Source organism: Flavobacterium sp., from assembly GCF_047602195.1.
Taxonomy (GTDB): Bacteria; Bacteroidota; Bacteroidia; order Flavobacteriales; family Flavobacteriaceae; genus Flavobacterium.
Genome location: NZ_JASGHW010000002.1, coordinates 352,338 through 366,582, shown reverse-complemented (window position 1 = coordinate 366,582; position 14,245 = coordinate 352,338). Strand labels below are relative to the sequence as shown.

Annotated in this window: 12 protein-coding genes; 8 read left to right on the top strand and 4 right to left on the bottom strand. The window is 48.3% G+C overall.

The genetic code is table 11. From position 1 onward, the window contains the following. Window positions 1-3: 3 nt before the first annotated feature. From QM717_RS02595 to ahcY, 3 genes are all read right to left on the bottom strand, one after another. Window positions 4-2,001, bottom strand: a complete 1,998-nt coding sequence (locus QM717_RS02595) for an endo-beta-N-acetylglucosaminidase (protein ID WP_415034540.1) — start codon at window positions 1,999-2,001, stop codon at window positions 4-6. 195 nt (window positions 2,002-2,196) lie between these two features. Then, the gene (locus tag QM717_RS02590) at window positions 2,197-2,601 is read right to left on the bottom strand and encodes a hypothetical protein (protein WP_415034538.1); all 405 of its coding nucleotides are present in this window, start codon (window positions 2,599-2,601) and stop codon (window positions 2,197-2,199) included. 95 nt (window positions 2,602-2,696) lie between these two features. Then, complete coding sequence (gene ahcY, locus QM717_RS02585) at window positions 2,697-4,013, bottom strand: adenosylhomocysteinase (protein WP_415034536.1); 1,317 nt, start codon at window positions 4,011-4,013, stop codon at window positions 2,697-2,699. A 205-nt stretch (window positions 4,014-4,218) separates the two neighbouring features. On the opposite strand from ahcY, the gene QM717_RS02580 reads away from it, so the two are divergent. The 8 genes from QM717_RS02580 to QM717_RS02545 all read left to right on the top strand — a co-directional run bounded on the left by QM717_RS02580 (window position 4,219) and on the right by QM717_RS02545 (window position 13,636). Beyond that, window positions 4,219-4,860 carry a 4'-phosphopantetheinyl transferase family protein gene (locus tag QM717_RS02580; protein ID WP_415034534.1) on the top strand — a complete coding sequence of 214 codons (642 nt, stop codon included), beginning with the start codon at window positions 4,219-4,221 and terminating at the stop codon, window positions 4,858-4,860. A 219-nt stretch (window positions 4,861-5,079) separates the two neighbouring features. After that, entirely contained in the window at window positions 5,080-7,005 is a 1,926-nt protein-coding gene (locus tag QM717_RS02575) for a T9SS type A sorting domain-containing protein (RefSeq protein ID WP_415034532.1), read from the top strand. A 109-nt stretch (window positions 7,006-7,114) separates the two neighbouring features. Continuing rightward, a complete protein-coding gene (locus QM717_RS02570) occupies window positions 7,115-7,840 on the top strand; it encodes a geranylgeranylglyceryl/heptaprenylglyceryl phosphate synthase (protein ID WP_415034530.1) in 726 nt (241 codons plus the stop codon). 22 nt (window positions 7,841-7,862) lie between these two features. Then, entirely contained in the window at window positions 7,863-8,105 is a 243-nt protein-coding gene (locus QM717_RS02565; RefSeq protein ID WP_415034528.1) for a YkoF family thiamine/hydroxymethylpyrimidine-binding protein, read from the top strand. Continuing rightward, window positions 8,102-8,725, top strand: coding sequence for a nicotinamide riboside transporter PnuC (pnuC, locus tag QM717_RS02560; protein WP_415034526.1), 624 nt, complete (start codon window positions 8,102-8,104; stop codon window positions 8,723-8,725). Before QM717_RS02565 ends, pnuC begins: the two co-directional genes overlap by 4 nt. Next, window positions 8,686-10,800: a DUF4301 family protein gene (locus QM717_RS02555; RefSeq protein ID WP_415034524.1), complete on the top strand. Its 2,115-nt coding sequence runs from the start codon at window positions 8,686-8,688 to the stop codon at window positions 10,798-10,800. Before pnuC ends, QM717_RS02555 begins: the two co-directional genes overlap by 40 nt. Further along, window positions 10,800-11,204 (top strand): alternative ribosome rescue aminoacyl-tRNA hydrolase ArfB, encoded by a 405-nt coding sequence (gene arfB, locus QM717_RS02550; RefSeq protein WP_415034522.1) that lies wholly within the window; start codon window positions 10,800-10,802, stop codon window positions 11,202-11,204. Before QM717_RS02555 ends, arfB begins: the two co-directional genes overlap by 1 nt. Before the next feature lie 239 nt (window positions 11,205-11,443). Beyond that, window positions 11,444-13,636 carry a TonB-dependent receptor gene (locus tag QM717_RS02545; protein ID WP_415034520.1) on the top strand — a complete coding sequence of 731 codons (2,193 nt, stop codon included), beginning with the start codon at window positions 11,444-11,446 and terminating at the stop codon, window positions 13,634-13,636. A gap of 52 nt (window positions 13,637-13,688) precedes the next feature. Here the strand turns inward: QM717_RS02545 and QM717_RS02540 are convergent, their stop codons facing one another. Beyond that, window positions 13,689-14,114, bottom strand: a complete 426-nt coding sequence (locus tag QM717_RS02540) for a hypothetical protein (protein ID WP_415034518.1) — start codon at window positions 14,112-14,114, stop codon at window positions 13,689-13,691. Between the last annotated feature and the right edge of the window lie 131 nt (window positions 14,115-14,245).

Sequence of the window (14,245 nt, the reverse complement as noted above, 5' to 3'; positions counted from 1 at the left end):
TCATTATTTCACCACGATTTTCTTCGTCACCACCGTGTTGTTCTGGTCCACAAACTTGACCACATACGTCCCCGATGACAAACCATTCGCGTCGAAAGCATAAGTGGTCTTTTGGTTCAAACCAATTGCGTCGGTCTTTACTTTCCGGCCCTGCAAATCATATACGGTATAATTGACTTGTTGTGCGTTCGGCCAGTTGAGTGTAAAATCGATGCGGTCGCTATCCGGATACGAAACCGTCACGAAATGCGAAACCGCATCGGGATGGTCGGTGCCGAGTATAGTGGTTACCAAATCCAACTGCCCGATATTGACCGAATAACCCACGACATCCGCATCCGATTCGAAACGCAGGCCAATCACGGCCAGTTCGCGGTTTTGGAAATTAGAAGTATCGGTATCGCCATTCACCCAAACATCGCCGGTTTCATTAATGGTCAACTCGTATTTCTGCGAGGGTTCATCCGAAAACACCAGCAACAGTTTCATGTTTACTTGCAGTTGGTTGGTTTCTTTGTAATGGATCATCATATTCGAAACAACGCCCATGTCAAAAGTCATCGGGATTTTTGTCTTGAAAAGCATCAGGTCTACGGGCGCATTGGCTGTGAGGTTTCCGCTGACTTTCAAGGAATTCCCGCCGTTGTATGCGTCTTCAAAATCCCAGGTCGCATTCAAACCCGAGTTCGGCGTAAAGGCCCATTGCCAGGTCGGCAAAATATCCTGCTCGTTCATGTTGTGCCAAGGGCTGCTGCCTGTTTGCTGCCCGTGGATGAATTTTTTATTGCCGTGTCCGGTACAAAAATCGGTTCGGAATTCAGGATCGGTAATTACGGTGGTTTCGGGAACCCAATTGGCAAACCCTTTCCAGCCCGTCGCATCGACAATCGCCGGGTTGCCGTCCATGCCGGCAAACATGCGCTTTTCGGCATTGTAGAACGCATCCACATCGGATGGGTCGTTGTTGAAGTTGCTAAAAACCGAACTGTTGTAAATGCAATTGGTTGCAAACAAACCCAGCGAAGTCACCGCGCCAACCGACGCATTGTGCAGATTGGTCATGAACGTATTGCCGTTGAGCTCAAAATTGCCCTGGTTCCTGTCGGGCCAGATGTCGGCACCGGTAAACACCTCGTAAGGCGAACGCCCGATAGCGATGGCTCGGTTGCGCGACACATTGGGTACGGCCGCCGCACTCCAGAAGAAATTGATAAAAATACTGCTGCTTACACGGGTCTCAAACGTTCCGTCGGCATCCTGGTCATCCTGTACAAACGGACTGTTGTTGCTGTTGAGCCTGTTTTGCCAACCCACCGATCCGCTCAAGATCATCGCGTCGTACCACATCACTTCCTTGCCCACGGCCTCGACCGCTGTGGTCAGGTCGCGCAGGAAATCGTGCATTTGCCCGGCCACGGTCGAATTGGTTGCCGTCTCTTGGTTGATGAACCAACCGTCGAATTGGTAGTGTTGCATCATTTCGACCATTTTTGGGATCGCGATAAAATTCCCGCTGCCGTCTACTTCGAGGAAATTCTGCAAAGTGGCCGTCGATCCGCCGAAAGCTGTAGGGGCGAAAAACACGTTGCCATAAACCTTAACGCCGTTCTTGTGCGCCGCATTGGTCCAAGGCGAAGAAGGCAATTGGATGGTCTGCGACGAAGTCCCGCCAAACCAAATCAGTTTGTCAATATACGCCCAATGGGTGAAATTGTATAGATTGAATTGACTTTGCTCGCCGTAATAATTCCCGAAATTGTTCATGCCATCGGGCAAATAGGCAATCTGCATGTCGTTGCTCAGTGCCGGGTTGAACTGGGTAGCGGTGTTGGTGAATCGTGTGGCCAACGGTTCGGTGGCAATCAGATCGTTCGAAGCCGTGGGGCCGTTTGCCGTCCAGGCTTTGAGTTCATTGACCGTTAAGATGTAAGGCGCGGTGTTGATGATTTGCGAAAAGGCGCTTCCGCAGAACAGTAGCGAGAGGAGGGTAATTTTCTTCAAGAGTAGTTGGTTTTATTCCGCTGCGTCCCCATACCATTCGGCTTTGCATTTGTGCAAACCGAATGAGCTGTATTCGCTTCGGATGGTAGTTATACAATGTGTTGTGTAAATATAAGTAAAAATAAAAGGCCACGAATTCACGAATTTTCATTTTTAAATTCGTGAATTCGTGGCTTCCAAAAAAACAGTTGACTTTTATTTGGCTTTGGCCTTTTCGAGCGCCTCATTGTAGTTTTCCTTGAGGTCTTCCTTGGCTTCGTTGAGTTTTTCCTTGGTCGCGGCGGCGTCTTCCTTGACGTTGGTTTTTACTTTGTTCCAGGCCGCTTCGGCTTCATCGGCGGTTTTCTGGGCCGCTTCCTGCGCCTTCTTGTCGCCTTTGGCTACGGCATCCTTGACGTCCTGTTTGGCTTTTTCCCATTTGGCCTTGAGCGAATCCGATTCGACGGCGATCCCGTGGGTTTCGGTCGTTGTGGTGGTCGTTACTACGGTATCGCCATCGACCTGGTCGGTGGTCGTGGTTTCGACGGTTTCTTTTTTGCAGGCGGTGAGGGCCAACGCGCCGAAAAAGGCCAGCGCGACATTTTTGATATTCGTGTTCATGGTTTGTGATTTTATGATTGGATTAAAGTTAAGTAAATTCCAATAAAAAACCCTTACAGAATTGCAAGGGTTTTTAATATCAAAAGAATTTAATCTTAGTATCTGTAATACTCCGGCTTAAACGGACCTTCAACCGTCACACCGATGTATTCTGCCTGGTCTTCGCGCAAAGTTTCGAGCTCGACGCCCAATTTTGCCAAGTGCAAAGCCGCTACTTTTTCATCGAGGTGTTTCGGCAACATGTACACCTCATTTTTGTAGTTCGCGCTGTTGTTCCACAATTCGATTTGCGCCAAAGTCTGGTTCGTGAACGAGTTCGACATCACAAAAGATGGGTGTCCTGTCGCACAACCCAAGTTCACCAAACGGCCTTCGGCCAAGATGATGATGTCTTTGCCGGCGATGGTATATTTGTCCACCTGTGGTTTGATCTCGATTTTAGAAGCGCCGTGGTTTTTGTTGAGCCAAGCCATGTCGATTTCATTGTCAAAGTGACCGATGTTACAAACAATCGCCTTGTCTTTCATCTGCTCGAAGTGCGAGCCCAAAACGATGTCTTTGTTTCCTGTCGTGGTGATGATGATATCAGCGTTTCCGACAACCGTGTTCAATTTTTTGACTTCGAATCCGTCCATAGCAGCCTGCAATGCACAGATCGGGTCGATTTCAGTTACCGTAACGATTGATCCAGCGCCACGGAAAGAAGCCGCAGTTCCTTTTCCTACGTCACCGTATCCGCAAACGACCACTCTTTTACCAGCGAGCATCACATCGGTTGCACGACGGATCGCGTCTACCGCTGATTCTTTACAACCGTATTTGTTGTCGAATTTCGACTTGGTCACTGAATCGTTGACGTTGATCGCCGGCATCACCAAAGTGCCGTTTTTCATTCTTTCGTACAAACGGTGAACACCAGTAGTCGTTTCTTCGGACAATCCTTTGATGCCTGGAACGAGTTCCGGGTAACGGTCGAACACCATGTTGGTCAAATCGCCACCGTCGTCCAAGATCATGTTCAAAGGTTTGCGGTCTTCACCAAAGAACAAAGTTTGCTCGATACACCAGTCGAATGATTCCTCATCGAGACCTTTCCAAGCGTAAACTTGAATGCCAGCAGCAGCAATCGCAGCAGCAGCCTGGTCTTGTGTAGAGAAAATGTTGCAAGAAGACCAAGTCACCTCGGCGCCCAAAGCGATCAGTGTCTCGATCAAAACCGCCGTCTGGATCGTCATGTGCAAGCAACCTGCGATGCGTGCGCCTTTGAGCGGTTGCGAAGCGCCATATTCGGCACGAAGCGCCATGAGTCCTGGCATTTCAGCTTCGGCCAATTCAATTTCTTTTCTTCCCCAAGCCGCCAGGGAAATGTCTTTTACTTTGTACGCCACGAAAGGCATTGTCGTTGTACTCATTATCGTATATTTGTATTAGTCATAAAAATGTGGCGCAAATTTACGGATTTCCTTTTTAATTAATTGATTAGAAAATTAGAAAATAAGTCAATTAGATAATTTGTAAGTAATTGAAGTCGAATGATTATCTATTTAGTGGCGGAATTTAAATCAAAGCGATTTGCATTTTCTAATTTCCTAATTTTCTCATTGACTCATTTTTCTCATGCCATTACACCACATCATACGCCACAGCGAAAACATCCAAATCTACCTCTGGAAAATCCTTGAGACCGAACAGCAATTGTTGTCCGAAGTCACGCTCAACGAAAAAAACCAGCAAAGGCTTCAAAACATGAAATCCGAGATGCACCGCCGCGGTTTTCTGAGCGTACGCAAATTGCTCGAGTACAACGGCTACTCCGACTTCGACCTGTATTATGACGAAACCGGCAAGCCGCACCTGCACGACGGCAAACACATCTCCATTACCCATTCGCATGAATTCTCGGCCATTGTGCTCAGCGACACCAACATCGGGATCGACCTGGAAAAGCAACGCGAGAAAATCCGCATCATCGCCGATAAATTCACCGCGCCGCTCGAGGAAACCTATCTCGACCGTGAAGACGCCGATTACATCCCCAAACTGACCGTGATCTGGGGAACCAAGGAAGCGATTTTTAAAATCCGCAACGAAATCGGTATCAGTTTCAAGGACCACATCGCCTTGGTTCCGTTTGAAATTGGCGACGGAAAAGCCAATGCTATCCTGAGTTTCAACCAAACCACGGCTGATTTCTCGGTTTACTTCGAGGAAGTCGAAAACTTCACATTGGTTTACGCCATTGAACAAACCAACCGATAGGATTGCTGTGGCAAACGTTTATCCGCTTGGTCCGGACGAATATCCTTTGGAATCGAACGTTGGTACATTCTTTAAAATGCTTTTTGGGGTTTCTTTTATTTTTGTTTCGGTTAAAAAAGCATTCATCGGATCTTTTAACGCCGGTTGATCTTTTTATTATTCCGCAAAGCATTATCTTGGCCGAATTTTTTAAGCGAACATTAATCCATTTACCCTAATATGAAATTTAAAATTACTTTGTCTTTGATGGCATGCCTTTCTGTAGGCCATTTGTTTTCCCAAGGTTTCGGCAATACGCCAACCAATTGGACCATTCCACAAGGGGGGCATACCTATTCCACGATCAATTACGGATACGACGCGCTTGCCGATTATTCACCGGGAGGAACCGTCGGAGACCAAACCTGGAGTGTCATGGACATGAACGGTGATGGCAGACCCGATTTGGTGGTTACCGCCGAAACCGTAGAATTCGAACAGTTTTCGAACCAAGCCATCGCTTTTGGTACGGGAAGCAATCGCTATTGGAAAGTGTATCTGAACAACGGCAGCGGGTACAGCACGACCCCGACCAATTGGCCCATTCCACAAGGCGGACACACGTATTCGACCATCAATTACGGCTATGATGCGTTGTATGGTACGCCGGAGGGCACTGTCGGAGACCAGACCTGGAGCGTCATCGACATGAACAACGACAATAAACCCGATCTCGTGGTCACCGCCGAAACCGTAGAATTCGCCCAATTTTCGAACCAAGCCATCGCTTTCGGCAGCGGAAGCAACCGCTATTGGAAAGTGTATTGGAACACCGGCAGCGGGTTCAATACGACGCCGACCAACTGGACGATCCCGCAGGGCGGGCACACTTATTCGACGATCAATTATGGATACGATGCGCTTGCCGATTCTGCAGGCGGTACTTTGGGAGACCAAACCTGGAGCGTCATGGACATCAACGGTGATGGCAAACCCGACTTGGTGGTTACCGCACAAACCGTAGAATTTGCCCAATTTTCGAACCAAGCCATTGCTTTCGGCAGCGGAAGCAGCCGTTATTGGAAAGTATATTTGAACACCGGCAGCGGGTTCAACACCACATCGACCAATTGGCCGGTTCCACAAGGCGGACACACTTATTCGACGATCGATTACGGCTACGACGCGCTTGGCGCTTCGGCAGAAGGCACCATCGGCGACCAGACTTGGAGTGTCATCGACATGAACAACGACAACAAGCCCGATTTGGTGGTCACCGCAGAAAGAAAAGCATTTGCCGGATTTTCAAACCAGGCCACCGCATTCGGCACCGGAAGCAACCGTTATTGGAAAGTATTCCTGAATACCGGCAGCGGATTCAATACCACCTCGAGCAATTGGACGATTCCACAAGGCGGTCATACTTATTCGACGATCGATTATGGCTACGACGCGCTTGCTGCTTCGGCGGAAGGCACCATCGGCGACCAGAGCTGGAGTGTCATCGACATGAACAACGACAACAAACCCGATTTGGTGGTCACCGCAGAGCGGAAGGCAATTGCCGGCTTCTCGAACCAAGCCACCGCTTTTGGCACGGGCAGCAACCGTTATTGGAAAATATTCCTGAACAATGGCAGCGGATTCAACACGACTTCGGGCAATTGGTCCATTCCGCAAGGTGGGCACAGCTATTCGACCATCGAATACGGCTACGATGCGCTGGCTTATTCCACAACGGGAGGTGAAGTGGGCAACCAGACCTGGAGTGTCCTCGATATGAACAACGACAACAAACCCGATCTGGTGGTCACCGCCGAATCGGTGGAATTTGCCCAATTTTCGAACCAGGCGATTGCTTTTGGTTCAGGCAGCAACCGTTATTGGAAAGTGTTTTTGAATACAGGTGTTTTGCAAACCAATCATTTTGACACTAACGCAGATGGCATTGCCGTTTATCCGAACCCATCGAACGGGCAGTTTCATGTCGAGACGGAAACCGCAGCCGAAGCGATGGATCTGGAAGTAATCGATCTCGCCGGTAGGACAATATTACAGCAAACGGCTGGCAATACCATCGATCTTTCGGGTTTCCCTAAAGGAATGTACCTTCTCAATATCCGCATTGGCCAGGAGTCGTATTCCAAGAAGCTGATGCTCCAATAAGGATTTCCTCCAAAACCGCTAATCCCAAATTCTAAAACGAGTTTGGGATTTTTTATCCATTTCGCGTCATCGATCATCTACCCGATTCTTTGCCGTATATTTGCGTCCGATGAGACTACAAGTGCACCCTATTTACGATGAGATTTTAACGGCGAAAGCACAAAGCCGTAAACTGCTTGCCATCTTGCTCGACCCCGACAAAATTGTGTGGGAATCGCTCGACCAGATGATTGCAAAAATCAACCTGTCGCCTGCGACGCATATTCTCATCGGCGGAAGCCACGTGACGAGCAACGACATTGACAAGCTCATTTCCGAAATAAAAAAAGGTTGTCGATTGCCAATCGTTTTGTTTCCCGGAAATCCGTCGCAGATTTCGCACGAAGCCGATGGAATTTTATTCCTGTCGCTGATTTCGGGAAGAAACCCCGATTTCCTGATCGAACACCAGGTCAAGGCCGCGCCGATACTCAAAAAATCCCGACTCGAAATCATCCCGACGGGTTACATTTTGATCGAAGGCGGCAATCCGACCGCGGTAGAGAAAGTCAGCCAGACCAAACCGCTGAGCCGCACCAATATCGAAAAAGTGGTCGCGACCGCGCAGGCCGGCGAGATGCTCGGCAAAAAATTGATTTACCTCGAAGCCGGTAGTGGTGCCGATTTGGCCGTACCTTTGGAAATCATCACGGCCGTTTCTAAAAACACCGACGTTCCGCTCATCGTTGGCGGCGGCATCCGAAACAAAACCGGGATCCAAGCCGCGCACGACTCGGGCGCCGATTTGGTCGTCATCGGGACCGCTTTTGAAAACGACATGCATTTCTTCGAATAAATTTACATCAAACACAACCTACATGAAAGTATCCGTCGACATCAGCCTGTATCCGCTCGATAAAAATTACGAAAAACCCATTATTGCGTTCATCGAAAAGCTCAAGGAATCCCCTTTTACGGTGCTCGAAAATCCGCTTTCGACCCAAATCTATGGCGATTACGATGCCGTGATGGATCTGATCAAAAACGCGATGAAAGAAACCTTCCTCACCGAGGAAATGGCAGTCTTCACGATGAAATTCATCAAAGGCGACCGGTTATGATCGATTTTTTCCTTGCCTCGTACAAAGACACGCCTTGGCTGGTGATTGTTCTCGAAGCGATTACTTTTTTCTTTGGGATCGCGAGCGTGTATTATGCGAAAAAGGAAAACATCCTGGTTTACCCGACCGGTCTCATCGCGACGACGATTACGGTGTATTTGTTTTACCGCACGAATTACATCGGTGACATGGTCGTCAATTTCTATTATTCGGTCATGAGCATTTACGGCTGGTACCTGTGGGCGAAAAAGAAAGACGGCAGTCCCATCGTTCAGGTCTCGCGGACCAATACTGTTGAAAAATTAACAGGAATCGGCGTGTTTCTTTTCACAATTATCGTAATTTTCGCGATTTATAAGGTTTTTGGTTACGAAATCAAAACCGACAATTATATTGACATCTTTGTCTCAGGCTTGTTTTTCACGGCCATGTGGTTTATGGCGCTCAAGAAAATCGAGAACTGGACCTTGTGGATTATTGGCGATTTGATAGCCGTCCCGTTGTACGCCTACCGAGGTTACGGGATTTTGGCGGTCGAATACATCGCTTTTACAATACTGGCCATTTTGGCTTACATAGAATGGAGGAAAATCTTAAACAGCAACCTACAGATACCCTAAGGATTGCGATATACGGTCCAGAAAGTACCGGAAAAACCACGCTGGCCAAACAGCTCGCCGATCATTTCGAAACGGTCTGGGCACCCGAATTTGCACGCGATTACCTGCAACAGAAATTCGATGATGCCGGTGCAATCTGTGAACCCGAAGACCTGATGCCGATTGCCATCGGGCAAACCCAACTCGAAAATGACGCGCTGTTAACCGCCAACAGATTCATCTTTTCCGATACCTGTTTGATGGTCACCAAAGTCTATTCGGAAATCTATTACAATTTCTGCGACCCGATCCTCGACAAGGCCGCGCGCAAGCACAAGTACGATTTGTTTTTCCTGACCGACATCGATGTGCCGTGGGAGAAGGACGACTTGCGCGACCGCCCCGATGACCGCGGCTACATGTTCGACAAGTTCAAATCGGCCCTGATCGAGAACAACAAACCCTACATTACGCTTTCGGGCAATCCGGAAACGCGGCTGCAAAAGGCGATTACCATCATCAACGATTTGGTGCGCAACAAGGAAATGGGCTTTTCGTCCTATGATTTCGTGCAGATGTACAACCACGATGTGCAAATCGACGCGATCAGGAAACAACTCGACATTTTCAAATCGGGCATCGCCAAATCGATTCTCGAACGCGCCGCGACCAAAAACGACGGAATCCTCAAACTTTCTGAGACCGAATTCGAACAATACGCCCGCGATTTCGACACGCGCAAATCGAACCTTAAATTGATGAAATTCGTGCCTGCTTCGGGTGCGGCAAGCCGTATGTTCAAATTCCTGAGCGAATTCCTCAACGATTTCGACATCGAGAATGAAACGATCAACGCCTACATCAACCACAAAAACGCAAGCAACCTGACCGTGTTCCTGGCCGGTATGGAAAAGTTTCCATTTTTTGAAAAAGTCGACCAGAAATTGCGAGAGGTGCATCCCAAATTCAATTCCTGGGAGAGCGACCGCAAGAATTACATGTTCATCACGATGATGCTTTCGGGACAGTATTTCGATTTCTGCAACAAACCCAAAGGGATTTTGCCGTTCCACAAATACACCACGCACACCGCCACACCGATTGAGGAGCATTTGAACGAAAGTGCTTTCTACGCGAGTTCCAACGGGCATTCGCATTTGCATTTCACGATTTCGGAAACGCACCAGTTGCAATTCGAAAAAATCATCGAGAATGTAAAGGAAAAAGTCGAAAAGCAATCGGGAACCCGCATCAGCATCGACTACACCTACCAGAAAAAAGGAACCGATACCATTGCCGTCGATCTTGAAAACCGACCGTTCCGTTTTGACGACGGCCGATTGTTTTTCCGTCCGGGCGGACACGGCGCGCTGATCGAGAACCTCAATAACCTTGACGCCGACATCGTGTTCATCAAGAACATCGACAACGTCATCCAGAACCACATCGAAAGCATCGCACTTTACAAGAAGGCTTTGGCGGGCGTGCTGACCGAATTGCAGCAAAAGGTTTTCGAGTATTTGAAACAGATCGAAAAAGGCGAAATCAAGGCCGAGGACATCGACGCCATCATCGCATTTGCCCAAACCAAGCTCAACATTTCGGTGATTGAAGATTTTACCAAGTATGCGCTCGAATACAAAATCGAATACATCCGCGAAATCCTGAACCGACCGATCCGTGTGTGCGGCATGGTCAAGAACGAAGGCGAACCCGGCGGCGGCCCATTTTGGGTACGCGACCTCAAGGGCAATATTTCGCTGCAGATCGTCGAAGCCTCGCAAATCGATCAGAACAATCCTGAACAGGCGGCCATTTTGGCCAGCTCGACCCATTTCAACCCGGTCGATCTGGTTTGTGCGACGCGCAATTACAAAGGCGAACCTTTCGATTTGCGTCAATTCGTAGACCCAAAAAGCGGCTTTATCGTCCAGAAAACCAAAAACGGCAAAGACATCAAGGCGTATGAATTGCCCGGATTGTGGAACGGTGCGATGGCCAAATGGATTACGATTTTTGTCGAAGTGCCGCTCATGACCTTCAACCCGGTCAAAACAGTCAATGATTTGCTCAAATTCGCCCACCAGCCGCAATAATGGACGCCGACAAAATCTTAACGGAAGTCAGCTACAAAGCCGTGCGCTCGGGTGGGGCAGGCGGACAGAACGTCAACAAGGTTTCGTCCAAGGTGATCTTGAATTTTGATGTGAACGCCTCGCAAAGTTTGTCCGATGAAGAAAAAGCGCTTCTGCTCAAAAATCTGGCAACACGCTTAACCAACGAAAATATTCTCATTCTCAACGCCGATGACGACCGCAGCCAACTCAAAAACAAAGCGATCGTGACCCAGCGTTTCCTCGAAATGATCCAAAAGGCGCTCGTCATTCCCAAAAAACGCAAAGCGACCAAAGTACCGCGTTCGGTCATCGAAAAACGCATCAAGGCCAAACGCAACCAGTCGGAAATCAAGCAATCACGCAGAAAGCCAGACGTGAATTGAAATTTTTCTGAAATCTGACAATCCGAAAATCTGATAATCCAAAAATCTTAATTAACTTTGCGCCGTCTCAAAGGGGTGCTCTACCAAGGGCTGAGATTATACCCATAGAACCTGGGCGGGTAATGCTGCCAAGGAAATCGCTGAGCCAAACCGGATGCGCACCGGCAGAAGCAAGGCAAAATCATATTTAATTTTTAACCAAGAATAATTACCCCTTTTATTCGTAAACAACTTTACGAATGAAATTTTTATTCAAAACATTTGGGCGTGTCCCTGCGGGCCAGGCTTTCGGCAGTACACGGTACTTTGCCTCAATCCTTCACGCGGCCGCCGTTACCGCCATCCTGCTCACTGCTACGACTGGTTTTTCGCAGGAAAAAACCACCGACACCACCAAAGTCAACAAAATTGACGAGGTTTTGGTTTCTGCCGTGCGTGCCAATTCGAAAACGCCGGTCAGTTTTTCGAACCTCAAGAAAGAGGAATTCGAAAAACGCAATCTCGGGCAGGACATTCCTATTTTAATGAACTTTATGCCCTCGGTCGTCACGACTTCCGATGCGGGAAATGGAATCGGTTACACCGGTATCCGTGTCCGCGGTAGCGACGCCACGCGCGTCAACGTGACCATCAACGGTGTGCCGTACAACGATTCGGAAAGCCACGGGACTTTTTGGGTCAACATGCCCGATTTTGCCTCGTCGGTGTCGAGTTTGCAATTGCAACGCGGCGTGGGAACTTCCACCAATGGCGCGGGTGCTTTCGGCGCGAGCCTCAACATGCTCACCGATTCGTATTCGGAAAAGGCGTATGGCGAAATCTCGAATTCGTTCGGGAGTTTCAATACGAGAAAACACACGGTCAAAGTGGGTTCGGGTTTGCTCAACGACCATTTTGAAATCGCGGGCCGCTTGTCGAATCTGGCTTCCGACGGTTACATCGACCGCGCCGAAACCGATTTGAAATCGTATTTCCTTCAAGGCACTTACGTCGGCAAAACCACGTTGATCAAAGCCTTGGTTTTTGGCGGAACCGAACGCACCTACCAATCCTGGAACGGCATCGATGCTGAAAAGCTCCAAACAGACCGCACATACAATTCGTCTGGCGCGTTCACCGATGCGTTTGGCAATGCGCGTTTCTACGACAACGAAACCGACAATTACCAACAAGACCATTATCAGTTGCACTGGAACGAAAAGATTTCGGCTGCGTGGAGCACGAATCTCGCTTTGCATTACACCAAAGGCAAAGGTTATTACGAAAACTACAAGGAAAACGAAACCGTCGACGGTTATCCGGGCATCAACCCGACCGAATTCCTCGAGGACGAAGACGGTAACCTGACGATTCCCGCCACCGATCTGATCCGCCAGAAATGGCTCGACAATGATTTTTACGGAACGACTTTTTCGGTCGACTACAAGAAAGAGAAATTCGATATTGTCTTGGGCGGCGGCTGGAACAAATATGAAGGCGACCACTTTGGCAAGGTCATTTGGGCGCGTTCGGTTTCGGGTGAATTGGGCGACCATTATTACGATGACGAAGCAACCAAGATCGATGGCAATATTTTCGCCAAGGGCAATTACAAAATCACCGAAAAGTTCAGCCTTTTTGCCGATCTGCAATACCGTCGCGTGAGCTACAAAGCCGATGGTGTGCAAGCCGAATTTGCCGATGATGTCTTCAAATTCTTCAACCCGAAAGCCGGAATCACCTTTACCCTTGATGCCCAAAACAACTTTTACTTTTCCTACGCCAAGGCCAACCGCGAACCCAACCGCACCGATTATGAGAATGGCAATCCGGAACCGGAAAAACTCGATGATTACGAACTCGGATGGCGCCACGATGCGGGCAAGATCAAATGGAATTTGAACGGTTATTACATGGCCTACAAAGACCAGCTCATCTTGACCGGCGGTTTGGACGACGTGGGCAATTACATCCGCAAGAATGCCGAGAAAAGTTACCGTTTGGGAGTAGAAGCCGAAGCGATGTGGCAGCCGATTGCCAAACTCGGCTTGCAAGCCAATGTAACGTACAGTTCAAACGTAGTTCGCGACGGCGACAGCTTCAGCGGCAATGAAATTGCATTTTCGCCTTCTGTCATCGGCGGCGGGATGATTACGTACCAGCCGCTTCAAGACTTGCAGATTTCATGGCTGCACAAATACGTGGGCGAGCAATATTTGAACAACGACGAACAAAAGGAAACGCAATTGCCGTCTTATTACATCAATGATTTGAACGTGTCCTACGAACTCAAAACCAAGACGATTTTCAAATCGCTCGTGTTCTCGGGATTGGTCAACAATGTTTTCGATAAAGAATACGTGTCAAACGGCGCCGATTATGGCGGGGGTTATGTGTATTATTACCCACAGGCCGGAATCAATTTCCTGCTGGGATTGACACTGAAATTTTAGATTATTTTATTTTAGTTCAACGAAAGTCCCGATGGTTTGCCATCGGGATTTTTTAATTGTAGATGCGCAAAACCTCACCCTGGATTTCATAACGGTACGGCTTCATCGTATAACTGCCTCCTCCCACACCGGTCAACAGGCTGTACTCGAAATTCTCGCACGAGCATTTGGAGGTCGTGTTGTTTTTGATCGTCATTCTCGAACAGGCTTGCGGATATTGGTTCGGACAGGCGGCTTCCCAGGCACGGTAATCGGTATCGGAAATTTTCATGACAATAAGCCCCGAAATCCCGGCGCCATCGATGTCTACGGGAACAGGATTCAACGGAGAATTGAGACCCTGGTACTGTGGCAGGTTTCGGTTGATCGAGACCGAGAAAGAGTATTCCGGTAGGAAAGGATTTACGTTTCTTCTGTCGGAATCTTTATCGCAGGCAAAAAGCAGCGGCAACAGCAATAGGCAAAGGGCTTTTTTCATTCTAAATATTTATTAAAAGCATGATGGAAACAAATTTAAATTATTTACCTTTGGGTTCGTTATGATTAACATATAATTATAGCCTTAAATAAAAATATATCTTTGCAAAAAGGAAATCCCGTCGAGATGGG

Bases quoted from the DNA above. Each gene is read 5' to 3' on its own strand.
- QM717_RS02555 (WP_415034524.1), top strand. From the start codon at position 8,686: ATGGAGGAAAATCTTAAACAGCAACCTACAGATACCCTAAGGATTGCG.
- ahcY (WP_415034536.1), bottom strand. From the start codon at position 4,013: ATGAGTACAACGACAATGCCTTTCGTGGCGTACAAAGTAAAAGACATT.
- QM717_RS02540 (WP_415034518.1), bottom strand. From the start codon at position 14,114: ATGAAAAAAGCCCTTTGCCTATTGCTGTTGCCGCTGCTTTTTGCCTGC.
- QM717_RS02590 (WP_415034538.1), bottom strand. From the start codon at position 2,601: ATGAACACGAATATCAAAAATGTCGCGCTGGCCTTTTTCGGCGCGTTG.
- QM717_RS02570 (WP_415034530.1), top strand. From the start codon at position 7,115: ATGAGACTACAAGTGCACCCTATTTACGATGAGATTTTAACGGCGAAA.
- arfB (WP_415034522.1), top strand. From the start codon at position 10,800: ATGGACGCCGACAAAATCTTAACGGAAGTCAGCTACAAAGCCGTGCGC.
- QM717_RS02545 (WP_415034520.1), top strand. From the start codon at position 11,444: ATGAAATTTTTATTCAAAACATTTGGGCGTGTCCCTGCGGGCCAGGCT.
- QM717_RS02580 (WP_415034534.1), top strand. From the start codon at position 4,219: ATGCCATTACACCACATCATACGCCACAGCGAAAACATCCAAATCTAC.
- pnuC (WP_415034526.1), top strand. From the start codon at position 8,102: ATGATCGATTTTTTCCTTGCCTCGTACAAAGACACGCCTTGGCTGGTG.
- QM717_RS02575 (WP_415034532.1), top strand. From the start codon at position 5,080: ATGAAATTTAAAATTACTTTGTCTTTGATGGCATGCCTTTCTGTAGGC.
- QM717_RS02565 (WP_415034528.1), top strand. From the start codon at position 7,863: ATGAAAGTATCCGTCGACATCAGCCTGTATCCGCTCGATAAAAATTAC.